Origin of the sequence: Reyranella soli (genome assembly GCF_007992495.1) — a bacterium.
GTDB classification, from domain to species: domain Bacteria; phylum Pseudomonadota; class Alphaproteobacteria; order Reyranellales; family Reyranellaceae; genus Reyranella; species Reyranella soli.
The window spans coordinates 1-24,556 of sequence record NZ_BKAJ01000017.1 but is presented as its reverse complement, the minus strand read 5'-3'; the positions used below and the strand labels follow the sequence as shown (position 1 = coordinate 24,556).

Here is a 24,556-nt window from a genome sequence, read left to right as displayed (position 1 = left end):
GGGGTACTCCAGGAACGCGGACAGGAAGAGGGAAGGCGCGCTCGCGCGCCGGCAGCGGTCAGCTGCGACAGCAACAGGATGGGCCGCGGGTGAAGAGGTTGCTCGTCATGGCCGCAGCATCGTTCGATCGGTGTGCGCGGTAAATAATCCGGAAAACCAAAGATTCGGCCGATGCAGAAAGCATCTTCTGCGCGGCCTTCGACTCGCGACCGACAACTGTCTCGGTCGTAACGCCGGTGTAATTGCCGCGCGCCGCCCGGTCAGCGCGGCGTAATCGTGCCTGAAGGAGAATCTCGGCACAGGCACAAGCCTGAAGGAGGAATCCCATGAAGATCAGCAAGGCCATTGCTGCAGCCGTCGGATTCGCTTTCGCGCCGACCATCGCGTCCGCGGCGGTCATCGGCGGCACCTATTACGCACCGCAGTATGACTGGAGCGAATTCTTCGCCGTCGCCGACCATCATGACTTTCATGTCGTGCTCGCCGGCAACCCGTTCCCCGGCAGCGACATGGGCGCCACCGCCCGCGATCTGCTGCCGGCAATGCAGGCGGCCAAGCCGCGGCCCGCGCTTACCTTCGCCTACGACGTCGCCGCCGCGACGGACCAGCCCAACTATCGCCTGGTGCTGGTGTTCGACCCTGCGCGCGACCTCGGCTCGAGGGAGGTCTGCAACGGCATCAGCCGGTTCGAGCCGGGCCGGCCGGGCCGCTTCTATGCCTATGCCGTGTACTGCCGCAACAACGTGCCGATGTCGGAGACGACGGCCTGGACATCGGCCAGCGCCTCCAACGATCCGAGGATCGAGAGCCTGTTCCGCCAGCTGTTCATGGTGGTGTGGCCGGATTCCCACGCGATGAGGCCACAGGTGGGCGAGGGCACCAATCGCCGGTAGGCAGCGGACCGCTACTCGTTTTCCTTGCGGAAGGGCGAGTACTGCTTGAGCGCCTCGATCTCCTCCTCGACGGCGGGGCGCTCGCGCCGCAGGAAATCGTCGACGGCCCGGCGGAAACCGCTGTCGACGATCCAGTGGGCCGAAAAGGTCGGCACTGGAAGATAGCCGCGCTGGATCTTGTGATCGCCCTGCGCGCCGGCCTCGACGCGCTGCAGGCCGTGGGCGATGGCATAGTCGATCGCCTGGTAGTAGCAGGCCTCGAAATGCAGGAAGGCGTGGCTCTCGAGGCAGCCCCAGTAGCGGCCATAGAGCGTGTCGTCGCCCTTGAGATTGAGCGCGCCGCCGACCGGGCGGCCGTCGGCTTCGGCCATCACCAGCACGACCTTGTCGGCCATGGTCGACCCCAGGATGTCGAAGAAGGAGCGCGTCAGGTAGGGCGAGCCCCACTTGCGGCCGCCGGTATCCATGTAGAAGGCGAAGAAGGCGTCCCAGTGCTCGGGCTCGATCTCCTCGCCGCTCAGCGCACGAACCGTCAGGCCCTCGCGACGTACCGATTCGCGCTCCTTGCGGATCGCCTTGCGCTTGCGTGAGGCCAGCGCCCCCAGGAAGTCGTCGAAGCAGCCGTACCCGTTGTTGTGCCAATGGTACTGCCGGCCGAGCCGCAGCAGCCAGCCGTGCTCGCCGAAGCGCTTCCAGTCGGCCTCGGTGCAGTAGGTGGCGTGCACCGAGCTGATGCCGTTGTCGCCGGCGATCTTGGCCAGCATGTCGATCATGGCGTCGCACACGCCCGATGCGTAGGGGCCAGGCCGCACGAAGAGGCGCGGACCGGGCACCGGCGTGAACGGCACGGCGACCTGCAGCTTGGGATAATAGCGTCCGCCGGCGCGCTCGAAGGCCTGCGCCCAGCCATGATCGAAAACGTATTCGCCCTGGCTGTGACCTTTGAGATAGAGCGGGGCGGCACCCAGCAATGTGCCGTCCTCGGACTCGGCCAGCAGGTATTGCGGCTGCCAGCCGGTGCGCCGGCCGACCGACTTGGAATCCTCCAGGGCCTTCAGGAACCCGTAGCTGAGGAAGGGGTTGCCGGCCGAGCCCGGCGCCAGCGCGCAGGCGTCCCACTGGTCGGCATCGACCGCGGAAAGCTGTTCGACAACACGCAGGCCGATGGTCGGAGAGGCATCCGGCATGGAATGAGCATAGCGCGAAACGTGCCAGGAATTACGCCGGGAATTTGACATGCAGTTATGTATTATTGGAAGCTCAAGTCCCGACGCGTAACTCCATAACAAAAATTGAGCAGGGAGCGGGAGATGCGTTGTTGAAGGAGCCAGCCGACCTCGTCGGCCGGGAGGTCTCCGCCGTCGCCTTCGTGCGCGACGGCGTCGAATTCCATTTCGACGGCCCGGTCCTGCACAGCCGCGGCGATCCACAGGTCGCTGTCGGCGAGGCGGTCTACTGCTTTCCCAAGCCCGGCTCGCGCGATGCGCTTTGCCTGGTCATCGGCGCGACGATCGAGTCGCTCAGCCTGGACGACGTCCGGCATCTCGAATTCACCACCAGCAACGGCTGTCGTGTCCGCCTCCCCCTGAGGGCAGGCGGCGTGCTGCATTTCAAGGCAGACCGGTTGCTGCAGGTCGGCTGAACGCTATTCGGCCGGCTTGTGCCGGTGGGCAAGGTCGTCGGCGGAGCGGCTGAAGCGCGCCTTTGTCCACAGGCCGACGCGGTCGATGTAGACCAACACCACAGGCACCACGACCAGGGTGAGCAGGGTGGAGCTGATCAGGCCGCCGATCACCGCGTGCGCCATCGGCGCGCGCTGGCTGGCGCCTTCGCCCAGCCCGAGCGCCAGCGGCATCATGCCGAACACCATGGCGAGCGTGGTCATCAGGATCGGCCGCAGCCGAATCGAGCCCGCCTCGAGCAGGGCCTCGTGCACAGGGGTACCGCGGGCGCGCGCCTGATTGAAGAAATCCACAAGCAGGATGGCATTCTTGGTGACCAGACCCATCAGCATGATGAAGCCGATGGCCGAGAAGATGTTGAGCGTCGTGCCGGCGACCAGCAGGCCGAGGAACACGCCGATCAGCGACATCGGCAAGGACATCATGATGGCGACAGGCTGCAGGAAGCTGCCGAACTGCGAGGCCAGGATCAGGTAGATCAGGATCACCGCCAGCAGCAGTGCCTGGCCGGCATAGGCCGCGCTCTCCGCCATGTCCTTGGTCGAGCCGCCGAACACGAAGCGGTAGCCCGTCGGCAACGGGATGTCGGCCAGGAGCTTCTGCAGGTCACTCGAGACCTCGCCGGCGGAGCGGCCTGAGACGTTGGCGGTGATCCAGACCTCGCGGTTGAGGTCGCGGCGGTTGATCTGCGAGGCGCCGACGTCGCTCACGATGTCGGCGATCTGCGCGATGTGGACCATGCGCGGCAGGCCGTTGGGCTCGGTGCCGGCGGTGAACCAGATGCGCTGCAGGTCGGCGACGCCGGTGCGGTCGTCGAGAGGCAGGCGGACCATCACGGTGTAGTTCTCGCCGTCGGGCGCGCGCCACAGGCTGGTCTCGTCGCCAGCGAACAGCGGCCTGAGTGACTGCGCCACCGCGGCGGAACCCAGCCCGAGATCCGAGGCCGCGTCGCGGCGCAGGCGCACCGAGAGGACGGGCTTGGCGGCCTTCAGATTGCGGTCGAGGTCGACCAGACCCGGGATGCCGGCGGCGCGGCGCATGAGATCCTGCGAGATGCGGTCGAGCACCGCGATATCGGGACCCTGCAACGAGAGCTGCAGCATCTTCTGCACGCCGCCCGCCGGGCCACCGGGCACGTTGATCGACACCAGGATGCCCGGGATGCTGGCCAGCCGGTCGCGGATCGGCTGGGCGAGCTGGTTGGGCGAGCGCTTGCGCTGGTTCACGGGCGTGAGCTTGAGGTAGAGGCTCGCCGCGTTCTTGCCGACGGAGTAGCCGGTATTGACGGTGCCGTAGGTATAGGCGACCTCGGGGAACTCGCGCACTGCCGCCTCGACCTGGCGCAGCTTGGCCTCGGTGTAGTCCAGCGAGGAGCCCACCGGGGTCTCGATCGACACGACCTGCTCGCCGAGGTCGGCCTCCGGCACGAACTCGAAGCCAATGTACTTCGGCAAGGCGAAGCTGCCCGCGAAGCTCGCGAGCGCGATCAGGAGCGTAAGCTTGGGCCAGCGCAGGGCCCAGCCGAGCACGTGCCGATAGACGGCATTGGCGCGCTCCTGGACGGCGTTGACGATACGGGCGAAGCGGCCGGTGCCGTGGGCCTGCGGGTCGTACCAGATCGACGACAGCATCGGGTCGAGCGTGAAGGACACGAACAGCGAGATCAGCACGGCGGCGGAGACCATGACACCGAACTGGAAGAAGAAGCGGCCGATGATGCCGCCCATGAAGGCCACGGGCAGGAACACCGCGACGATGCAGAAAGTGGTGGCGAGCACGGCCAGCCCGATCTCGTCGGTGCCGTCCAGTGCGGCCTGGCGATGCGACTTGCCGAAGCCGATATGGCGCATGATGTTCTCGCGCACCACGATGGCGTCGTCGATCAGGATGCCGATCGCCAGCGACAGGGCCATCAGGGTGAGCACGTTCAGCGTGAATCCGAAGGCCGCCATCACCATGAACGAGCCGAACACCGAGATCGGCAGCGCCAGGCCGGTGATCACCGTGCTGCGCCAGGAGTGGAGGAACAGGAAGACGATGGCGATGGTGAGCAGACCGCCCTCGATCATGGTCTGCTGCACGTTGTTGACCGAGTTCTGGATGCCGCGCGAAGCGTCGCGCACGACCTCGAGCTTCACGTCGGGCGGCAGCGTCTTCAGCAGCTCCGCCATCGCCTTGCGCACGCCCCGGGCCACCTCGATGGTGTTGGCGCCCTGGGTCTTGACGATATCGACGGCGAGGGCCCGCTCGCCGTTCAGCAGGGCGACGTTCTCGCGCTCCTGCTCGCCATCGACCACCGTGGCGATCTCGCGCAGGTAGACCGGGGCCTGGCCACGGCGGGCCACGATGAGGTCGGCGAAATTGCCCGGATCCTCGACCCGGCCGGTGACCTCGACCAGGCGGTCGTCGTTGCCGCGCTGCACGTTGCCGGCGGGGAAGTTCTGGTTCTCGTCCCGCACCACCCTCAGGACGTCGTTCACGCCGACACGCAGCGAGTTCATGCGGCCGGGATCGAGGTCGATGTTGATCTGGCGTTTCACGCCGCCCGCGATCTTGGCGCTGCCGACGTCGCGCACGGTCTGCAGGCGCTTCACGATCACCTGGTCGGTGAGCGTCGTGAGGTCTCGCACCGAGCGGATGTCCGAGCGAACCGCGATCGAGATCACCGGCTGGTCGTCCGGATTGTAGCGCTGGATCAGCGGTTCCTTCACCTCGGGCCGGAAAGCGGCACGGACCTGCTGGACCTTCTCGCGCACGTCCTGCAGGGCCACCGCCGACGGCACCGAGAGCTCGAACTCCGCGATGACGATCGACTGGCCTTCGAGCGAGCGCGACGACAGGCTCTTGATGCCGGCGACGGCATTGACGGCTTCCTCGACCTTGCGGCTGATCTCGCTTTCCACCGTTTCCGGCGAGGCGCCGGGATAGTTCGTGGTCACCACCACGATGGGAAAGTCGACGTCGGGGAACTGGTCGATGCCGAGCTGGCGATAGGAGAACAGGCCCATCACCAGCAACGCCACCATCATCATGGTGGCGAAGACCGGGTTGTCGACGGCGATCTTCGTGAGCTTCATGGTCTTATTCTTCCGGAGCGCGCGCATCCTGCGCGCTCATGCTCTTCTGATCGCAAGATTTTATGAGCGCGCAGGAAGGTCGCGTCAGACGCGACCCAGCGCGCGGTCCGGAAGAGCACATGACTTAGCGGGCCTCCAGGACCTTGACCGCCTGGCCAGCCTTCAGGCCGGGCAGGGGGGCGGCGACGACGGTCATGCCCGATTCCAGGCCCTTCACCTCGACGAGCTCGCCACGCGACCAGGTGCGCACGGCGCCGACCGGCTTCTTCACCAGGGCGTTGTTCTCGACGGCCAACACGTAGTCGCCGTCGTCGTCCTTGCGCATGGCGATGGATGGTACGGCGAGGGCATGGCCCTTCTCGGCAACCGTGACCGAGCCGGTGGCGAACAGCCCGCCGCGCAGCGCCTCGTGGCGGTCGCTGATCTCGACATAGACCGGGATGGAGCGCGAGCCCGCCTGCGTCGTCGGGCTGATGCGCGTGATCTGGCCATGGAATTCGCGGTCTCCGAAGCCTTCCAGGGTTACGGTCGCGGCCTGGCCGACCTTGAGCCGCACGACATCGGCCGCCGGCATCATGGCCGCGACCTCGACATGGCTGGTGTCGAGCAGGGCCGCGATCTTGCCGTCGATCGGTAGCGATTCGCCCTGGTTGGCGATGCGCTCGCCGACCACGCCGTCGAATGGGGCACGCACCTCAGCGTCGGCCAGGTTCTTCTTGGCGACCTCGAGCTGGGCCTCCGATACGGCGGCCATCGAGGCGCGGTTCTCGGCGGTCGACTTCGCCTGGTCGGCGGCCGATTGAGAGACGATGTTGCGGTTGGCGAGCGTCTCCTTGTCGGCGCGGTCGCGGGCCGTCCAGCGTGCATCGGCGCGCGCCGCATCGAGGGCCGACTGCCGCTCGTTCACCTTGGCCTGGAGCTCGGTGTTCTCGAAGCGCGCCAGCAGCTGGCCCTTGGTGACGCGGTCGCCCTCGCGCACCAACACCTCGGCGAGCCGACCGGCGACGCGCGCCTTCACGATCGTCTGGTCGATCGGCTGGGTGGTGCCGGTGAAGCGCACCACGTCGACCAGGCCGCGCGGCTTGATGGTGTGCAGTTCGGCGGCGATCAGCTCGATCGGCCGAGCGCCCGGCTTGGCGGCCGTGGCGACGGCGGCGGCGGTGCCGGCGCCGTTCTTGCCTTTCCAGGCGAAGGCGCCGCCGGTCAGTACGACGGCGGCGGCGAGGACGACGAGCAGCAACTTGCGCTTGGCGGTCATGCCCGCAGTCCTTTCAGGACGAATTCGATGTAGGCCTCGTAGAACCGGTCGCTGTCGACCGGCTGGGTTTCGTCGTAAGGCGCGATCGAGCGCAGCCACACGGCGTGCATGGCCAGCGGCTGGGCGAAGATGATCGCCGTCATGTCGATGTCGGCGATCGGCCCGAACTCGCCGCGCTCGACACCGCGCCGCAGCATCTTGGCGAACAGGGCGCGGCCGCGCAGATCGAAGTTGGAGCAGTAGAAGCGGGCGACGTCAGGGAAGTTGCCGGCCTCGGCCAGGATCAGCTTGATGACTCCGCCCACTGGGCTCTCGGCGAACTCGCGGAACTTGGCGACCAGCACGCGCAGCAACTCCTCGGTGGTGCCTTCGAAGGAGTCGACCAGCTCGTTGGCACGCACCAGCGGCTCGCCGATCCCCTCGACGATCACCGCCTTGAAGAGCTCTTCCTTGTTCTTGAAGTAGAGGTAGGGCAGGCCCTTGCTGACGCCGGCCGCCTTGGCGACGTCCTCGAGCTTGGTCGCGGCGAAGCCCTTGGTGACAAAGAGTTCTAGCGCCGCCCGCGCGATCTCCGGCGCACGGTCGTCCGGTCGGCGGGTCCGCGTTGTCGGCTCGTCGGAGTCCGACGATATGTTGACTGACTGGTCAGTATCCATGTTCCGCTGTGTAGAGTGGAAACGGGACTTCATCAAGCTCCCTTGGTCACTCCACAAAGACGCCATCGACAGGCCGTATTGGCTTGGTGAGGTGCCGGCCGTGGGGGAGAGTTGATGAGCGCTCAGCAAGTCCGGTCGATTACCGAGCTTTTTTCGGCAGCCACTGATTGGCGCCTGGGCGGAGGTGACGGGGACTGGACCGCTGTCTCCGACCTCCACGAGATCGCAAGCCGCGAAGTCTTGGACCGAGCGCTCGAGTTGACGACAGCGAGCGATCCTCGCAGCCGCGCCCGCGCCGCCGACATTCTCGGTCAGTTGGGCCTCCCCAAACGGGCGTTCCCCGAAGAGTGCCTGGCTGCCGTCATTCACCTGGCGACCCATGAGACCGATCCCGACGTGTTGCAGGCGGCGGCGGCGGCGCTCGGCCACCTCGTGGACCCCAGGAGCACGAGCACTCTGGCGCGAATGGCAAACAGCGAAGAGCCCGAGCTACGACAGGCTGTCGCCACCGCTCTCGGCGGACGTTCTACGCCGGAGGCGATCGCCACGCTCATCCGCCTCGCCGGCGATCCCATCGCCGATGTGAGAGAATGGGCGACGTTTGGGCTGGGCGAACTGGGGACGCTCGACACGCCGGAGGTTCGCACCACGTTGCATCGGCGCCTCGACGATGACGACCCGGAAGTCCGCTACGAGGCGATCCGCGGCCTTGCGCGCTGCGGCGACCTTCGCGCCGTCGAGTCCCTCATCGACGCGCTCGGCGATCAGCCGCATAACTTGTCGCTTTTCCCGGCAGCGAAAGTCCTGCTGAATCTGCCGCACGAATACGGCTCGCTGACCGCTGCCGACCTCATAGACGGGCTACGGTCTCTCGTTGCGACCCGGGGTGCTGCATAAAAGAAGTCCGGCAGACCGAAGTCGCCGGACCCGTACAGTTACGCCTTTCCGCCCCCAAAGGCGGGACGTCTTATTAACTTAAAGACTTGTCGTTAGAAGGTGGCTTCCGGTGGGGCCATGAGGGCACCCACTCGGAAGCCGAAAGGCGTTCGGTTAGAGGGGCCAAAGCTCGAGGCTTTGGCCTACGCCCTTTCCTTATTTACTGCTTCTTCTTCTTAGCAGCCTTCTTCTTCGCAGCCTTCTTCTTAGCAGCCATAACTGTCTCCTATGGTTAGCTTTGAGGCACCCAACCGTGGGAACCCCGGGGTACGCGGGTACGCTTCGTCACGCATGCTCAACTGCATCCAGTGGTGCCGCCGCAGGTCGTGCATTTGAGGCACGTCCCGTTGCGGACCATGGTGAAGTTGCCGCACTCCGGACAGGCATCCCCTTCGAAACCCTTGAGCTTCGCCTCGAGGGCGAAACCAAGGGCGGAGGAGGATGCCTCTCCGACCGCGACGCTAACGACGGCCGCCGTGGCGCCAGGCGCCAAAGCGACGGTTGGGCCGTCTGTCAGTTCGGTGGGCTGGGGACCGGCATGGATCGCCTGCTCGGCGATCGCGGTGTTGCCGGCCGTCCGGCCGTTCAAGACATAAAGATTGCTGCGGATGTAGCCGACGCTGGCGATGCGGTTGACCGCGACGGCGGCCGCCTCGGCCGCGTCGCTGCCCGCACCGGGAAGGCCTTCGATCTGTCCGCGGCCGACGCTGTCGGGCCGCAGGTCGGACTGCTCGACGTGGGCGAGGTCGGACCGCCCCAGATAGGAGATCGCGAGCTCGCGGAAGATGTAGTCGAGCACCGAGGTCGACATCTTGATGGCGTCGTTGCCCTCGACCATGCCCGACGGATCGAAGCGCGTGAAGGTGTACGCCTCGACGAACTCTTCCAATGGCACTCCGTATTGCAGGCCGATCGAGATCGCGATGGCGAAGTTGTTCATCACGCTGCGGAAGGCTGCCCCTTCCTTGTGCATGTCGATGAAGATCTCGCCGACCCGGCCGTCCTCGTACTCGCCGGTGCGCAGGTAGACCTTGTGGCCGCCGACGATTGCCTTCTGGGTATAGCCCTTGCGGCGTTGCGGCAGGCGCTCGCGGCCGGCACGGACCTCGCGCTCGACGATCCGTTCGACGATGCGTTCGGCAATGATCGGCGCGCGCGCCGCCGGCGTCATCTCGGCAAGGTCGTCGTTGGCCGCGAGGTCTTCACCCAATGCCATGGCCGACAGCGGTTGCGAGAGTTTCGAACCGTCGCGATAAAGAGCGTTGGCTTTCAGGCCGAGCTTCCACGACATCTCATAAGCCTTGCGGCAATCCTCGACCGTAGCTGCGTTTGGCATGTTGATGGTCTTGGAGATTGCGCCCGATACGAACGGCTGGGCTGCAGCCATCATGCGTATGTGACTCTCTGCAGACAAGCAGCGAGTGCCATCTCGTCCACAGGGATTCGCACAATCGAACACCGCGAGATGCTCGCGCTTGAGATCGCGCGCGCTCTCGATGCTCATCGTCCCGCAGGCGTGAACGTTCGCAGCCGCGATGTCGCTCTTGGAGAATCCGATGCGCGTCAGCACGTCGAGCTTGGGATCGGCGAGCGCTTCGTCGTCGAGACCCAGCACGTCGCGGCAGAAGGCGACGCCCAGCGTGTAGCGTGAGAAGGCGAAGCGGATGTCGAACGACGTCGCGATCGACTTTTCCACACGCTCGATCGTCGCTTGGTCGAAGCCGCGTGCCGCCAGCGTCTCGTGGTTGATCGTTGCCGCCCCGGCGAGCGAACCATGGCCGACGGCGTGGGCGACGATGCGCTCGATGGCCGCCTGGTCGTAGCCCAGCGTCTCGAGCGCCAGCGGGACGGTGCGGTTGATGATCTTGAAGTAGCCGCCGCCCGCCAGCTTCTTGAACTTCACCAGGGCGAAGTCAGGTTCGATGCCGGTTGTGTCGCAATCCATCACCAGGCCGATCGTGCCGGTCGGAGCGATGACCGAGACCTGGGCGTTGCGGAAGCCGTGCTGCTCGCCAAGCGCTAAAGCCTTGTTCCAGGCTGCTTTTGCCGCCTCGACGAGGGGGGCGTCGGGGCAGTTGGCCGCGTCCAGCGGCTGAGGTGCGATCGACAGGCCTTCGTAAGCAGTCGCCTCGGAATGAGCGGCGCGGCGGTGGTTACGGATGACCCGCAGCATGGCATCGCGATTGACGGCGTAGCCTGGGAAGGCGCCCATCCACTCAGCCATCTCGGCCGACGTCGCATAAGCGGTGCCGGTCATCAGCGCCGTGAGCGCGCCGGTGATGGCGCGACCCTTGGTGCTGTCGTAGCCCAGGCCGGACGACATGAGGAGGGCGCCCAGGTTGGCGTAACCCAGCCCCAGGGTGCGGTAGCGGTAGGACAGCTCGGCGATCTTGCGCGAGGGGTACTGCGCCATCATCACCGAGATCTCGAGCACAACTGTCCACAGGCGCGTGGCGTGCTCGAAGGCCGCGACGTCGATCGTGCCGTCGGCCTGGCGGAACCGCATCAGGTTCAGCGACGCCAGATTGCACGCCGTGTCGTCGAGGAACATGTACTCCGAGCACGGGTTCGAGGCGTTGATGCGCCCCGACTGCGGGCAGGTGTGCCAGTTGTTGATGGTCGTGTCGTACTGCACGCCGGGATCGGCCGAGTGCCAAGCGGCTTCGGCGACGCTGTCCCACAGCGCGCGAGCGCTCATGGTCTTGGCCGTCTTGCCCGTCGTGCGCTCGGTCAGCGCCCATTCCCGGTCCTCTTCGACCGCCTTCAGGAAGGCGTCGCTGACCCGCACCGAGTTGTTGGCGTTCTGGCCCGAGACGCTGAGGTAGGCCTCCGACTCCCAATCGGTGTCGAAGGTCGGAAATTCGATATGCCTGTAACCCTGGCGGGCGAACTGGATGACCCGCTGGATGTAGTTTTCCGGCAGGGCGACCTGACGGGCCGCGACGATGGCGCGACGCAGCGTCTGGTTCTTGCGCGGGTCGAACGCCGCATCGCCGTCGCCATCGAGGCAGGCCTGAATCACCTCGTTGAGGTGCCGGTTGGCGAGCTGCGAGCCCGTGACCAGGGCAGCGACCTTCTGCTCCTCGAGCATCTTCCAGGCGATGAACTGCTCGATGTCGGGATGGTCGATGTCGACCGACACCATCTTGGCCGCGCGGCGCGTCGTGCCGCCCGACTTGATGGCGCCCGCCGCGCGATCGCCGATCTTGAGGAACGACATCAGGCCGGACGACTTGCCGCCACCCGACAGCCGCTCGCCCTCGCCGCGCAGGCGGGAGAAGTTGGAGCCGGTGCCCGAGCCGTACTTGAACAGGCGCGCCTCGCGCACCCACAGATCCATGATGCCGCCTTCGCCCACCAGGTCGTCGTCGACGCTCTGGATGAAGCAGGCATGCGGCTGCGGACGCTCATAGGCGGAAGAGGAGGGATGTGCCTCGCCGTTGCGATGATCGACGAACCAGTGGCCCTGGCCCGGACCGTCGATGCCGTAGGCCCAGTGCAGTCCGGTGTTGAACCACTGTGGCGAGTTGGGCGCGCAAATCTGCGCCGCCAGCATGAAGCAATGCTCGTCGAAAAAGGCGCGCGCATCGTCTTCGCCGTCGAAGTAGCCGCCCTTCCAACCCCAGTAGGTCCAGGCGCCGGCCAAGCGCTCGAACACCTGACGCGCGCTCGTCTCGCTGCCGAAGCGCTGGGCCTCGGGCAATGTGGAGAGAGCGGCCTCGTCCGGCACCGAGCGCCACAGCCACTGCGGCACGTCGTCCTCGGCCACCTTCTTCAGCTGCTGCGCAACGCCGGCGCGGCGGAAATACTTCTGGGCCAGCACGTCGGCTGCGACCTGCGACCATTCGGCCGGCACGTCGACGCCCTTCATGCTGAAGACGATCGAACCGTCGGGATTGCGGATTTCGGAATCGGCAGCACGAAACGCCATTCCTGCGAACGGCGATTTTCCTGCTTGCGTATACCGGCGCTCAAAGCGCATCGACGATCCCCCGTGCCCAGTTCCCGTTCATTCGATGACCCTGTCGGGGTGCGCTCTGTCGCTTGACGAGCACGCACATATGGGCACAGAGCGATACTAAATTACAAAATCTTGTGTGCGCAACTACATTTTGTAGACCTGTGCAAGGGTGGTACTAGATGATGCAAGTGGGCAACAGGTGTCGAAAACGAGTGATTCGCATGTCGACAAACGATGTGAATCGCTCTCGTAATCGCGTCGCGTTGCGCCTCTTTGAGCGCACGCGTACAAGCGGCGCGGTCACTCTCGCAGCGTGGTTTCAACAATGATAATCGGCACTTGGATCTTCACGAAAATGCGCGGCGAGCTCGTCGGTACCGATGCCGAAGGCAATCGCTACTTCCAGGACAAGCGCATCATCCCCGGTCGCCGCCGCAAGCGCTGGGTGATGTACAATGGTGTCGCCGAAGCCTCGCGCGTTCCCGCCGAATGGCACGGCTGGCTGCATTACACGACCAGTGTCGTGCCGCCACCGGGTGGTCTGCCGCGCAAGGAATGGCAGAAGGAGCACGTGCCCAATCTCACCGGCACCGACTTCGCCTATCGCCCGCCGGGCCACGCTCTTTCCACCGGCGAGAAGCCCAAGCCGCCTTATGAGGCGTGGCGGCCGGGCTAGGAGACCGCCGTGGGCCGCAATATCGTCGAGACGATCGTAGGTGCGCTGGTCCTCGTGGTGGCCGGCGTCTTCGTCTTCTATGCCTTCGCCAAGTCGGACCGCAACGGGCCGGCGGGCTATGAGATCATCGCCCGCTTCGACCGCATTGACGGGCTGAAGCGCGGCGCCGACGTGACGCTGAGCGGCGTGAAGGTCGGAACCGTCACCGGCTTCGACCTCGACCGCAAGACCTACCAGGCGGTCGTGCGCATGCTGGTGTCGTCCAATGTCAGCCTGCCGGCCGACACGCATGCCAAGATCGTGAGCGAATCGCTCCTGGGCGGCATGGTCGTCGTGCTGGAGCCTGGCGGCGAGACCAAGATGCTGGCGCCAGGCGGCGAGATCGAGATGACCCAGGGCGCCATTCCATTGTCGGAATTGATCGCCAAGTTCATGTTCGGTGGCACGAGCTCGGGATCGAAATGATGAGCGCACGCACCTCCAAGGCGACGACGGTCTGGCGTCAACCCGACGGCAAGCCGGTGTCCTGCCTCGAAAAGATCAAAGTGCTGAACCAGAACATCCAGGAAATCGAAACCCTCTGCGCCGACGCGCTGGAGGACGGAGTCCTGATGGGATGCGACGCCGACCAGATCAAAGCCGCCTTGCACGAGCTGATCGACGGGCTGAAGGCGCCCCACAACGCCAAGAAGTAGGCGTGCGCGTTCCGCTCATTCTTGTGCTGCTCGCGGGCTTGGCGGGCACGGCCGTGGCCCAGACGCCGCCACCGCAACAGCCGGCCAGCGCCAACGTCAACCTGCGGCAGATCCCCGACGGGCCCGGCAAACGGGTCGCCGAGCTGCAGGGGCTCGACAAGGTGACGGCACGCACCCAGCGCTTCTACGCGCCGGTCGGCGAATCGACGCGCTTCGGCACGCTCGCTATCACCGTCAGCGATTGCCTGGTGAATGTGCCGGAGGCGCCGCCGGAATCGGTCGCCTACCTCACCATCGTCGACAACAAGCCGGGGCAGGCGGCGGAGAAGCTGTTCGCCGGCTGGATGTTCGCCTCCACGCCGTCGCTGTCGGCGCTCGACCACGGCGTTTACGACGTGCGGGTGTTGTCCTGCACGATGGCGCAGGGATCCTCGCCGCCTAGCTCGCGCTGAAAGCGCGCCGTTCTGTCGATGGCATTGGCCAGGAGGTCGCGGAATTCCTCGCGGGCGATCTCTATGGCGCCGAAGCTGCGGAGATGCTCGGTCATGAACTGGCAGTCGAGCAGCCTGAAGCCGCCCTTGATCAGCCGCGCCACGAGATGGACCAGCGCCACCTTGGAGGCGTCGCGCTCGCGGCTGAACATGCTCTCGCCGAAGAAGACGGCGCCGATCGACACGCCGTAGAGGCCGCCGACCAGCCGGCCGTCGACGCGGCATTCGACGCTGTGGGCATGGCCGCGCCGGTGCAGCTCGGTATAGAGGTCGACGATCGGCTCGTTGATCCAGCTCTCGGGATGGCCCGGCCTGGGCTCGGCGCAGGCGCGCACGGTGTCGGCGAAGGCGGTGTCGGCCGAGACCACGAAGTGGCCGGTGCGGATGGTGCGCCTGAGGCGCTGCGGCAGGTGGAAGCCGTCGAGCGGCAGGACGGCGCGCAGCCTGGGATCGAGCCAGTAGAGCTTGGGATCGTCACGGCGCTCGCCCATGGGGAAAACGCCGATGCGATAGGCCTGCAGCAGCAGTTCGGGCGTGATCTCCATGGCGGATCAACCCACCAACCTCACCCTGAGGAGCGGTCCGCAGGACCGCGTCTCGAAGGGTGGGCCACAGTCGTGGTGTTGCCCACCCTTCGAGACGCGCGCTGCGCGCGCTCCTCAGGGTGAGGTGGTCTTTGATCCGCCATGCCGGAACTTACTCTACTTCTTCAAACCGACCAGCTTCTCCAGCCAGTGGATATCGTAATCGCCGTCGATGAAGGCCTGCTCGCCGATGATGCGCTGGTGGAGCGGAATGGTGGTCTCGATGCCGCCGATCACGAACTCCTCGAGCGAGCGGCGCAGCCGCATCAGGCATTCGTTGCGGGTGGCGCCATTGACGATCAGCTTGGCGACCATCGAATCGTAGTAGGGCGGGATCGAGTAACCGGTATAGAGGCCCGAATCGACGCGCACGCCCAGCCCGCCCGGCGGATGGTAGTCGGCGATGCGGCCGGGGCTCGGCACGAAGGTCTGCGGGTTCTCCGCATTGATGCGGCACTCGATGGCATGGCCCTGGAACTTGATGTCGGCCTGGGTCATGCCGAGCGGCGCGCCGGCGGCGATGCGGATCTGCTCGCGGACCAGGTCGATGCCGGTGATGGCCTCGGTGATGGGATGCTCGACCTGCAGGCGGGTGTTCATCTCGATGAAGTAGAACTCGCCGTCCTGGAACAGGAACTCCATCGTCCCGGCGCCGCGGTACTTCAGCTTGCGCACCGCCGCAGCGGCAAGCTCGCCGATCATCTGGCGCTGCTCGGGATTGAGCGCGGGCGAGGGGGCCTCTTCGAGCACCTTCTGATGACGGCGCTGCAGCGAGCAGTCGCGCTCGCCGAGATGGACGCCCGCGCCCTGGCCGTCGCCCAGCACCTGGATTTCGATATGACGCGGCCGGCCGAGATACTTCTCCACATAGACCGCGTCGTTGCTGAAGGCAGCCTTGGCCTCGGTGCGGGCCAGCGAGAAGGCCTCGCTTGCAGCTTCGGCACTCTCGACCACCTTCATGCCGCGGCCCCCACCGCCGGCCACCGCCTTGATCAATACCGGAAAGCCGATCTTCTTGCCGAGTGCCACGACCTCGTCGACCGAGCCGACGGGACCGGGCGAGCCCGGCACCAGCGGCAGGCCGAGCTCCTCGGCGGTCTGCTTGGCCACGATCTTGTCGCCCATCATGCTGATGTGCTGCGGCGTCGGGCCGATGAAGGTGAAGCCGTGCGCTTCCACGGCTTCGGCGAAGCGGGCGTTTTCCGACAAAAAGCCGTAGCCGGGATGGATGGCGTCGACGCCGGCAATGGTCGCGGCCGACAGGATCGATGGGATATTGAGATAGCTGTCGCGCGCCGGCGGCGGACCGATGCAGACCGATTCGTCGGCCAGGCGCACATGCATGGCGTCGCTGTCGGCGGTCGAATGCACCGCCACGGTCTGGATGCCCATCTCGCGGCAGGCGCGGTGGATGCGAAGCGCAATCTCACCGCGGTTGGCGATCAGGACCTTGTCGAACATCGTCGTTCCTATTCGACGATCATCAACGGCTCGCCGAACTCCACCGGCCGGGCGTTGTCGATCAGGATCTGGGTCACGGTGCCGGCCTTGGGCGCCTTGATCGGATTGAAGGTCTTCATCGCCTCGATGATCAGCAGCGTCTGGCCCGCTGTCACCTTGTCGCCGACCGCGACGAAGTTGGGCTTGCCCGGCTCCGGGGCGAGATAGGCCGTGCCGACCATTGGCGACTTGACCGCCCCCGGATGCTTGCCGAGATCGCCGTTGGCGCCTGCAGCAGGCGTTGCGCCGGCGCCAGCAGGCGCGGCGATGGCGGCCGGGGCTGCAAGCGGGGCTGCGGCCATCGTCACCGCCGGCCGCGCCACGCGGATGCGCTTGTCGCCGTCGGCCAGCTCGATCTCGCCGAGGCCGGTCTCCTGGAGGAGCTGCGCCAGCTTGCGGACGAACTCGGTATCGATGTCGAATTTTGCCATGGAGGAACGCTCCGCGGGGTGAGGGGTCAGCGCGCCAGCAGGCGGGAGAGGGCCTGCAGCGCCAGAAGATAGCCGTGGCTGCCCAGCCCGGCGATCACGCCGACCGCGGCCGGGCTGATATAGGAGTGATGCCGGAAGCTTTCACGCTTGTAGATGTTGCTGAGGTGGACTTCCACCACCGGCAGTTCGGCGGCGTTCAGCGCATCGAGCAGGGCGACCGAGGTGTGGGTATAGGCGCCGGCATTGATGACGATGGCGGCATTGGCCTCGCGGCCGGCCTGGATGCGGTCGACCAGCGCGCCCTCGTGGTTGCTCTGGAAGAACTCGACTTTTATCCCCAGGCGGTCAGCCTCGGCACGGCAGGCCTTCTCGACGTCGGCGAGGGTCTCGCGTCCGTAGATCTCGGGCTGCCGCTTGCCCAGCATGTTGAGATTTGGCCCGTTGAGCACCAGCACCGGCTTTCCAGCCGGCGGGCGCCGGGCGGCCTTTGCGGCCAAATGCTGCCTCCCCGTCCTTAAAAAGTGTCGGGCCTTATAGCATGGTGAATCGGGGTCACAAGGCGGCCCCGCCGGCACTAGTGGCGCAGGTTGGCGGTAGCCGGGGCTTAACCCGACCCTTGCCCATGTGCGGCCCTGCGGCACTCCGAAGGGTGGATGGTGAAATGACGAATCGCGTTGAGATGATAGCGGAACTCAAACGGGTGGTTCAGCCGCGTCTTAGGTCTGAAAATATCACAGGTGGGTTTCCCCACTTCCGATGGGTGAGCAAAGATGCGATCGACCTCATAACGTTCCAATTTGATCGCAACGTAGGTGGCTTTGTTATCGAGATTGCGCGCGTGGTTCAGATTTGATTCGGCGCCTGCCTCGAAGGTGGCAGAGGCAGCGAAGCATCTAGCCCCCGACGATCTTTGGAATGATGTCCGAATTGCTAAGTAGCTCGTGATGATGATGGATCTGGAGGCTTCGAGGATCGGCATATCCTGTCGCCCATTCAGGATCGCGATGATGTGTCGGCGTTGACGGCATTGCTGGCAGCTCGGGCCGGCGACTCAACGAATCGCGGGCCGGCGGGTTCGGTCGCCTATTCGTGGCCCCTCTACGGTACGAAAAAACTCGCGAAAACGAAATTGACAACCCCAACTAAAGTTATTGACCGATCTGTACTTTGGTTATATAGATGCTTCGTCGCACTGCTTACCGGTGTTCCCGCTCTATGCATCGTTTATCCGATCCTGTGCCAGACGGCTCCTGCGCGGGAGCTGGCCATCGTCCGGCTGCAGCCTGATGGGGAGCGATGATCTTCCGTAAGGGGTGCAGTCAGCGAAGGCCTGCAGAAAATGCAAAAAATGCAGAAAGTCCAAAAGCGGCGCGAATTCAATGGCTTGGCGGACAACGGCCGACCCGCAAAAAATACGCAGAAAATGCAGAAATTCAGGAGCGGGGCGACGACAGTGCCTGCACCCGCGCCTCCTGGCGCGCTCATGATCGCGAGCGAGCCGGGGGCTCGCTGTCCAGAAGAGCGGACCTGGAGGTCCGCGCTCCGGCCTGTCGGAGGGTTCCGGCGTGGGCGAACAGCCGGTCCGTCAGTGCATCGAAGCTGCGTCTTTCCTCCGCCGACAACACCTTATAGAGGCGCTCCTCGTAGCCGAGGGCGATCGGCACGATGCGGGCATGCATGGCCCGGCCGCGAGCGCTGAGCCTGAGCGAGGCGCGCCGGCGGTCGGCGCGGTCGGTCGCCCGCTCGACCAGGCCGCGTTCCATCAGCCCGGCCACCGCCCGGCTCACCGCCACCTTGTCCATGACGATGCGCTGCCCCACATCGGAAGCGGTCAGAGGGGCGAAGCGGCCCAGGGCCGCCATCACCCGCCACTGCGTCACCGTGAGGCCGAACGGTTCGGCATACAGGTCGTGCAACGATTCCGACACGATCTGGGCCAGAATCGACAGCCGGTAGGGGAGAAAATTCTCCAGTTCGAGGGCTTGCGAAGGGCTGGGCATAATAGTTACATTTGAAACTAATTCAGCATCCGGGTCAATTCGGGAGGTCGACATGGCCAGCGTGATGGAAACCACCGCAGCGATCGACGACGTCAATCCCATGGGCACCGACGGCTTCGAGTTCGTCGAGTACGCCGCTCCCGATCCTGTGGCCCTCGGCAAGCTGTTCGAGAGCATGGGCTTCGTGCGGGTCGCCAAGCACCGCTCCAAGGACGTCTCGCTCTATCGCCAGGGCGACGTGAACTTCATCGTCAACGCCGAGAAGGACAGCTTCGCCCAGGGCTTTGCCCGTGTGCACGGCCCGTCGATCTGCGCCATCGCCTTCCGCGTCAAGAATTCCGCCTTCGCCTACAAGCGCGCCCAGTCGCTTGGCGCCTGGGGCGTCGAGGGCAAGGTCGGGCCGATGGAGCTCAACATCCCGGCCATCAAGGGCATCGGCGATTCGCTGATCTACCTGGTCGACCGCTACGGCCCGCGGGGCACGATCTACGACGTCGACTTCGAGTACCTGCCGGGCGTCGAGCACAATCCCGAGGGCGTCGGCCTCACCTATATCGACCATCTGACGCACAACGTGCATCGCGGCCGCATGGACGAGTGGGCCGAGTTCTACCAGCGGCTCTTCAATTTCCGCGAGATCCGCTACTTCGACATCGAGGGCAAGCTCACCGGCCTCAAGTCCAAGGCGATGACCAGTCCGTGTGGCAAGATCCGCATCCCGATCAACGAGAGCACCGACGACAAGTCGCAGATCCAGGAATATCTCTCGGCCTATCACGGCGAGGGCATCCAGCACATCGCGCTCGGCACCGACGGCATCTACGACACCGTCGAGGCGCTGAAGCAGAAGGGCGTGCCGTTCCAGACCGTGCCCGACACCTATTACGAGCAGATCGAGACCCGCCTGCCGGGCCACGGCGAGGACCTGAAGCGGCTGGCCGCCGACCGCATCCTGATCGACGGCGCGCCGACCAAGGGCGGCGGGCTGCTGCTGCAGATCTTCACCCAGACGGTGATCGGCCCGATCTTCTTCGAGATCATCCAGCGCCGCGGCAACGAGGGCTTCGGCGAGGGCAACTTCCGCGCCCTGTTCGAGTCGATCGAGCTCGACCAGATCCGCCGTGGCGTGCTGAAGGCATAAGCAAGAAGGAGGAAACCATGGCCAAGAACTGGATTCCGCTGCGCCAGGTCGAGGGCACCGCCTCGCGCCAGGCCCATGTCCGGCTGCCCGAGGGCACTTACGAGCGCGAGATCAGCAAGGAGGGCTTCTTCGGTCCCTCGGCGCAGTTCCACCACAAGCACAAGCCGACCGACTGGATCGAGTTCGACGGCGCCATCCGGCCGCGCGCCTTCGACCTCAACAAGCTGGTCGCCGGCAAGGGCAACCCGTGGGCCTCGCAGCCGGTGCTGAATAACGGGAGCATTCAGGTCCGCATCTGGAAGCTCGATCAGGCGATGGGCGAACTGGCGCGCAACAGCGACGGCGACCAGCTGCTGTTCATCCATGAGGGCGAGGGCGCGCTGTTCTGCGACTACGGCCATCTCGACTACCGCGACGGCGACTACATCATGATCCCGCGCGGCACGATGTGGCGGCTCGCGCCCACCAGGGCCACGACCTCGCTGATGATCGAGGCGACCAACGACCATTTCACCCTGCCGGAGAAGGGGCTGGTCGGCCGGCATGCGATCTTCGACCCGGCGATGCTCGACACGCCGAGGATCGACGACGCCTTCAAGGCGCAGCAGGACGAGCGCAGCTGGAAGGTCTCGGTCAAGCGGCGCGGCCAGCTCTCGACCGTCACCTTCCCGTTCAATCCGCTGGATGCGATCGGCTGGCATGGCGACTTGAGCGTCGTGCGCATCAACTGGCGCGACCTGCGCCCGCTGATGAGCCATCGCGCCCATCTGCCGCCGTCGGCGCACACGACCTTCGTGGCCGGCCGGTTCGTGGTCTGCACTTTCGTGCCGCGGCCGTTCGAGAGCGATCCGGAGGCGCTGCGCCTGCCGTTCTTCCACAACAACGATGATTTCGAGGAGATCATCTTCTACCACAAGGGCAGCTTCTTCAGCCGCGACAACATCCATCCCGGCATGATGACGGTGCACCCGTCGGGCTTCACCCACGGCCCGCATCCCAAGGCCTTCAACGCGGCGACCAAGGCGCCGGCGAGCGGCGGCCGGACCGAGACCGACGAGGTAGCGGTCATGATCGACACCCGCGACGCCATCGACATCGCCGCCATGCCGGCCGGCGTGGAGTTCGAAGGCTACGTGAAATCGTGGCGGCCGCCCGAGGTGAAGCAGGCGGCGGAGTAACGATTAGCCGTCATCCCGGCCGTAGCCTCGCGCAGCGAGGCGAAGCGGAAGGACCTGTTTTGGGGATGCATCGGCAAGAGGAGGTCCCTCGACTGCGCCGCCCTTCGGGCGGCTCCGCTCGGGATGACGAAGGGGAGGGTATGTAATGAAACTCGGCTCACTCAAGGAAGGCGGCCGTGACGGCACGCTGATCGTGGTCGATCGCGCGGTGAAGAAGGCGGTGCGCGCGACAGGCGTTGCTCCAACCTTGCAGAAGGCGCTCGACGACTGGACTACAGCCGAGCCGAAGCTTCGTGCGCTGGCCCAGCAGCTCGCTGACGGCAAGGCCGCCGGCGCCTTCGACCTCGACACCAAGGCGCTCGCCGCGCCCCTGCCGCGCGCCTATCAATGGGCCGACGGCTCGGCCTACGTCGTGCATGTCGAGCTGGTGCGCAAGGCGCGCGGTGTCGAGATGCCGCCGTCGTTCTGGACCGATCCGCTGATGTACCAGGGCGGCTCCGATTCCTTCATCGGCCCCAACGACGACATCGAGGCGGTCGACGAAGCGCACGGCATCGACTTCGAGGGCGAGATCGGCGTGATCGTCGACGACGTGCCGATGGGCGTGACGCCCGAGGCGGCGCGCCGGCACATCCGGCTGGTGACCATCCTGAACGACGTGTCGCTGCGCAACCTCATCGTCACCGAGCTGGCCAAGGGCTTCGGCTTCTTCCACGGCAAGCCTGCGACAGCCTTCGCCCCGGTCGCCGTCACGCCCGACGAGTTGGGCGACGCCTGGGACGGCGGCAAGCTCAACCTGCCGCTGATCTCGACCTTGAACGGCAAGGAGTTCGGCCATCCCAACGCCGCCACCGACCTCACCTTCGATTTCGGCCAGCTCATCGCCCATGCGGCGAAGACGCGTCATCTCGAGGCGGGGACGGTCGTGGGCTCGGGCACCGTCGCCAACCGCGATGCCGGCGTCGGCTGCTCCTGCATCGCCGAGCGGCGCGTGCGTGAGACCATCGATAGCGGCAAGCCCGCGACGCCATTCATGTCCTTCGGCGATCGCATCCGCATCGAAATGTTCGATCGCGCCGGCCAATCGATCTTCGGCGCCATCGACCAGAAAGTCGCGCGCTACACGCCTTGATCGGATGGCCGCCCAACGCTAGGGACACTCTCGTCCAGGCGGAGGCGTCATGAAGCTCATCGGTTATTTTCGGTCGTCCGCGGCGTTCCGTGTGCGCATCGCGCTCAACTACAAGGACATCAAGGTCGAGCATGCCTCGCGCCACCTGCGCAAGGGCGAGCAGCGGGCGCCCGACTATGTCGCGCTCAATCCGCAGAAACTGGTGCCGGCTCTGGTCCTCGATTCGGGCGAGGTGCTGACCCAGTCACTGGCCATCCTGGAATACCTCGAGGAGATACATCCCGAGCCGCCGCTGCTGCCCAAGGATCCGGTCGGCCGCGCCCGCGTGCGAGCGCTGGCGTTGATCGTGTCGGCCGACGTCCATCCCATCCAGAACCTGCGCGTCATGGCCTACCTGCGCGACAAGTTCGGCCAGACAGAGGAAAGCGCCTTCGCCTGGTCGCGCCACTGGATCGAGACCGGCTTCGAGGCCTACGAGGCCACCATCGCCAAGGACCAACGGACCGGCGCCTTCAGCCACGGCGACACGCCCACCTTCGCCGATCTTTGCCTGGCGCCGCAGGTCTTCAACGCCCAGCGCTTCAAGGTCGACATGGCGCGCTATCCGACCATCCAGCGCATCCACGCCGCCTGCATGCAGCATCCCGCCTTCGACGCCGCCCAGCCGTCCAGGCAGCCGGACGCCGAGCTGTGAGAAAGAGTGTCATCGCGCTGATCGCCGTCGTCGTTCTCGCCGGCGCGGCGGTCGCTGCCGTGCCGGTGATCGAGGGGCATGCTGCCGCCAGCATCAAGAGCGAGATCGAGCGCGCCGGCACCGCCAAGGTCGACGCGGTGAGCGTGGGTCTGCTCGGCCGCCGCGTCACGCTGACGAACCTCAAATCCAAGACGGCCGAGGCGGAGCTGAGCATTGGCCGCTGGGAGGCGTCGGGTCTCGCCTGGCCGCTCGGCGAGCTTTTGGCCGGCCGCACGCCGTTGGCGGGCTTTGGCTGGGGCGATCCGCTGAGCGCCGGTCGCGTCGAGCTCGAGAACGTGGCCATGGCCGACCTGGCGACCGGCGGGCGATGGAGCATGGACTCGCTGCTGATCGAGGGCCTCGATCTCGCGCGTTACGATGCGCGCTACGACGGCATGTTCCGCGTCGCCGTGCTCACCACACGGGCCATGGGTGCGCTCACCGTTCGCCGCCTCGAGCAGCGCAACACCCGCGTGACGCTGCCGGGGGCCGGCGAGACGGTCGGCCTGGGATCGATCGTGCTGGAAGGCTACGAACGCGGTCTCACCGCCAAGCTGACGATGGCCGGCGCGGACTTTTCCGCCGGCGAAAAACAGCCTGCGCAGCTCAGTATTGCCGAGACCAAGGCCACCAAGATCGACTTCCGCCGCACGATCACGGCTCTGTCGTCCGACAAGTGGTTCCCCGGCGCGCCATCCGGCCGCGTCCAGATCGAGACGGCCAAGGCCACGGGCTTCGGCGGCGAGCTCTTCAAGCGCTACGGCATCTCGCTCGGCGAAGTGAGCTTCCAGACCGCTCACGTCAGGGACAAGGTCAGCCGCACGCGCACGCACATCGAAGGCTTCGTGCTGGCGCCGCCGCTGCGCGGCCTGGAAGGGCTGTCGTTGCGCATGGCCCTGCAGTCGATGGGCATCAAGGAAGTGAAGGCCGAGTTCGATTGCTACGGCACGGAAGACCAGGGCAAGGGCGAGCTGACGGTCGATCGCTGCGCGCTGATGAGCCCGGGACTGGGCGACGTCGAGCTTTCCGCGCGCATCGTCAATGCCGATGCGCTCTTCTGGACCGCCCTCGACGAGAGCGATCTGCTGGCGCTGCAGGATTCGACGGCGGCGCTGGGCTCGGCGCGGCTGGTGCTGACCGACAAGAGCCTGCTCGAGCGCAGCCTGCGCGCCATCGCCGCCATGAGCGGCCAGCCGGCGGCGACGCTGCGCGCCAACTGGGCGCGCGAGGTGCGCCGCTATCAGCCGGCCGGGGTGCTGATCTCGCAGTCAATGACCCAGCTCCTCGACACCATCGCCCGCTTCGTCGAGCAGGGCGGCACGCTGGTCGTCGAGGCCAAGCCCGAACCGCCGGTCGGCTTCGACAAGCTGGAGTATTTGCTGAACCCCGGCGCCGACTTGGTCAGCACCTTGGGGCTGAAGGCGACGCTGCTGAAGTGATGGGAGCGCGGGCCTCCGGCCCGCTCATTGTCTTCATCTTCCGGACCGCGCGCTTCCAGCGCGCTCATGAATCATGAGGCGCGCTGGAAGCGC

General features: G+C 65.8%; 24 protein-coding genes. 12 read left to right on the top strand and 12 right to left on the bottom strand.

Features of this window, described 5'->3' with window-relative positions:
- Nucleotides 1-58: 58 nt before the first annotated feature.
- The gene (locus tag RSO01_RS04690; protein WP_147146708.1) at nt 59-346 is read right to left on the bottom strand and encodes a hypothetical protein; all 288 of its coding nucleotides are present in this window, start codon (nt 344-346) and stop codon (nt 59-61) included.
- On the opposite strand from RSO01_RS04690, the gene RSO01_RS04685 reads away from it, so the two are divergent.
- Entirely contained in the window at nt 327-893 is a 567-nt protein-coding gene (locus RSO01_RS04685; RefSeq protein WP_147146706.1) for a hypothetical protein, read from the top strand. The genes RSO01_RS04690 and RSO01_RS04685 overlap by 20 nt on opposite strands.
- Nucleotides 894-904: 11 nt before the next feature.
- Here the strand turns inward: RSO01_RS04685 and RSO01_RS04680 are convergent, their stop codons facing one another.
- A complete protein-coding gene (locus RSO01_RS04680; protein ID WP_147146704.1) occupies nt 905-2,080 on the bottom strand; it encodes a GNAT family N-acetyltransferase in 1,176 nt (391 codons plus the stop codon).
- Between the two features lie 131 nt (nt 2,081-2,211).
- Between RSO01_RS04680 and RSO01_RS04675 the strand changes: the two genes are divergently transcribed.
- Nucleotides 2,212-2,535, top strand: coding sequence for a hypothetical protein (locus RSO01_RS04675; protein WP_147146702.1), 324 nt, complete (start codon nt 2,212-2,214; stop codon nt 2,533-2,535).
- A gap of 3 nt (nt 2,536-2,538) precedes the next feature.
- On the opposite strand, the gene RSO01_RS04670 is transcribed toward RSO01_RS04675, so the two are convergent.
- From RSO01_RS04670 to RSO01_RS47120, 3 genes are all read right to left on the bottom strand, one after another.
- Nucleotides 2,539-5,652 carry an efflux RND transporter permease subunit gene (locus RSO01_RS04670; protein ID WP_147146701.1) on the bottom strand — a complete coding sequence of 1,038 codons (3,114 nt, stop codon included), beginning with the start codon at nt 5,650-5,652 and terminating at the stop codon, nt 2,539-2,541.
- A gap of 124 nt (nt 5,653-5,776) precedes the next feature.
- Nucleotides 5,777-6,910, bottom strand: coding sequence for an efflux RND transporter periplasmic adaptor subunit (locus RSO01_RS04665; protein WP_147146699.1), 1,134 nt, complete (start codon nt 6,908-6,910; stop codon nt 5,777-5,779).
- A complete protein-coding gene (locus RSO01_RS47120) occupies nt 6,907-7,566 on the bottom strand; it encodes a TetR/AcrR family transcriptional regulator (RefSeq protein ID WP_170302849.1) in 660 nt (219 codons plus the stop codon). The genes RSO01_RS04665 and RSO01_RS47120 overlap by 4 nt, the downstream gene beginning before the upstream one ends.
- 114 nt (nt 7,567-7,680) lie before the next feature.
- Between RSO01_RS47120 and RSO01_RS04655 the strand changes: the two genes are divergently transcribed.
- The gene (locus tag RSO01_RS04655; RefSeq protein ID WP_147146695.1) at nt 7,681-8,463 is read left to right on the top strand and encodes a HEAT repeat domain-containing protein; all 783 of its coding nucleotides are present in this window, start codon (nt 7,681-7,683) and stop codon (nt 8,461-8,463) included.
- A 334-nt stretch (nt 8,464-8,797) separates the two neighbouring features.
- Here the strand turns inward: RSO01_RS04655 and RSO01_RS04650 are convergent, their stop codons facing one another.
- On the bottom strand, nt 8,798-12,484 hold the full coding sequence (locus RSO01_RS04650) for a vitamin B12-dependent ribonucleotide reductase (protein WP_147146693.1): 3,687 nt from the start codon (nt 12,482-12,484) through the stop codon (nt 8,798-8,800).
- Between the two features lie 304 nt (nt 12,485-12,788).
- Between RSO01_RS04650 and RSO01_RS04645 the strand changes: the two genes are divergently transcribed.
- The 4 genes from RSO01_RS04645 to RSO01_RS04630 are packed head-to-tail and all read left to right on the top strand — an operon-like array spanning nt 12,789 to nt 14,286.
- On the top strand, nt 12,789-13,139 hold the full coding sequence (locus RSO01_RS04645; RefSeq protein ID WP_147146691.1) for an NADH:ubiquinone oxidoreductase subunit NDUFA12: 351 nt from the start codon (nt 12,789-12,791) through the stop codon (nt 13,137-13,139).
- Between the two features lie 9 nt (nt 13,140-13,148).
- Complete coding sequence (gene mlaD, locus RSO01_RS04640) at nt 13,149-13,604, top strand: outer membrane lipid asymmetry maintenance protein MlaD (protein ID WP_147146689.1); 456 nt, start codon at nt 13,149-13,151, stop codon at nt 13,602-13,604.
- The gene (locus RSO01_RS04635) at nt 13,604-13,834 is read left to right on the top strand and encodes a TetR family transcriptional regulator C-terminal domain-containing protein (RefSeq protein WP_147146687.1); all 231 of its coding nucleotides are present in this window, start codon (nt 13,604-13,606) and stop codon (nt 13,832-13,834) included. The genes mlaD and RSO01_RS04635 overlap by 1 nt, the downstream gene beginning before the upstream one ends.
- Nucleotides 13,835-13,836: 2 nt before the next feature.
- Entirely contained in the window at nt 13,837-14,286 is a 450-nt protein-coding gene (locus tag RSO01_RS04630; RefSeq protein ID WP_218037242.1) for a DUF2155 domain-containing protein, read from the top strand.
- On the opposite strand, the gene aat is transcribed toward RSO01_RS04630, so the two are convergent.
- The 6 genes from aat to RSO01_RS04600 all read right to left on the bottom strand — a co-directional run bounded on the left by aat (nt 14,223) and on the right by RSO01_RS04600 (nt 18,915).
- Nucleotides 14,223-14,870, bottom strand: coding sequence for a leucyl/phenylalanyl-tRNA--protein transferase (gene aat / locus RSO01_RS04625; RefSeq protein ID WP_147146684.1), 648 nt, complete (start codon nt 14,868-14,870; stop codon nt 14,223-14,225). The two genes, RSO01_RS04630 and aat, sit on opposite strands and share 64 nt — an antisense overlap.
- A 156-nt stretch (nt 14,871-15,026) precedes the next feature.
- Nucleotides 15,027-16,370: an acetyl-CoA carboxylase biotin carboxylase subunit gene (gene accC, locus RSO01_RS04620; protein ID WP_147146682.1), complete on the bottom strand. Its 1,344-nt coding sequence runs from the start codon at nt 16,368-16,370 to the stop codon at nt 15,027-15,029.
- A gap of 8 nt (nt 16,371-16,378) precedes the next feature.
- The gene (gene accB / locus RSO01_RS04615; protein WP_147146680.1) at nt 16,379-16,840 is read right to left on the bottom strand and encodes an acetyl-CoA carboxylase biotin carboxyl carrier protein; all 462 of its coding nucleotides are present in this window, start codon (nt 16,838-16,840) and stop codon (nt 16,379-16,381) included.
- Between the two features lie 26 nt (nt 16,841-16,866).
- Entirely contained in the window at nt 16,867-17,337 is a 471-nt protein-coding gene (gene aroQ / locus RSO01_RS04610) for a type II 3-dehydroquinate dehydratase (RefSeq protein ID WP_281291408.1), read from the bottom strand.
- A gap of 107 nt (nt 17,338-17,444) precedes the next feature.
- A complete protein-coding gene (locus tag RSO01_RS04605) occupies nt 17,445-17,819 on the bottom strand; it encodes a hypothetical protein (protein ID WP_147146677.1) in 375 nt (124 codons plus the stop codon).
- Nucleotides 17,820-18,321: 502 nt separating this feature from the next.
- Complete coding sequence (locus RSO01_RS04600) at nt 18,322-18,915, bottom strand: MarR family winged helix-turn-helix transcriptional regulator (protein ID WP_170302848.1); 594 nt, start codon at nt 18,913-18,915, stop codon at nt 18,322-18,324.
- Here RSO01_RS04600 and hppD point away from each other — a divergent pair.
- The 5 genes from hppD (at nt 18,893) to RSO01_RS04575 (ending at nt 24,463) form a co-directional block, all read left to right on the top strand.
- A complete protein-coding gene (gene hppD / locus RSO01_RS04595) occupies nt 18,893-19,981 on the top strand; it encodes a 4-hydroxyphenylpyruvate dioxygenase (protein ID WP_246158070.1) in 1,089 nt (362 codons plus the stop codon). The genes RSO01_RS04600 and hppD overlap by 23 nt on opposite strands.
- 17 nt (nt 19,982-19,998) lie before the next feature.
- Nucleotides 19,999-21,159: a homogentisate 1,2-dioxygenase gene (locus RSO01_RS04590; RefSeq protein WP_147146673.1), complete on the top strand. Its 1,161-nt coding sequence runs from the start codon at nt 19,999-20,001 to the stop codon at nt 21,157-21,159.
- 145 nt (nt 21,160-21,304) lie between these two features.
- Nucleotides 21,305-22,291, top strand: coding sequence for a fumarylacetoacetate hydrolase family protein (locus tag RSO01_RS04585; RefSeq protein ID WP_147146671.1), 987 nt, complete (start codon nt 21,305-21,307; stop codon nt 22,289-22,291).
- Nucleotides 22,292-22,340: 49 nt separating this feature from the next.
- A complete protein-coding gene (gene maiA / locus RSO01_RS04580) occupies nt 22,341-22,985 on the top strand; it encodes a maleylacetoacetate isomerase (RefSeq protein ID WP_147146668.1) in 645 nt (214 codons plus the stop codon).
- On the top strand, nt 22,982-24,463 hold the full coding sequence (locus RSO01_RS04575; RefSeq protein WP_147146667.1) for an aq_1923 C-terminal domain: 1,482 nt from the start codon (nt 22,982-22,984) through the stop codon (nt 24,461-24,463). Before maiA ends, RSO01_RS04575 begins: the two co-directional genes overlap by 4 nt.
- Nucleotides 24,464-24,556 lie beyond the last annotated feature (93 nt).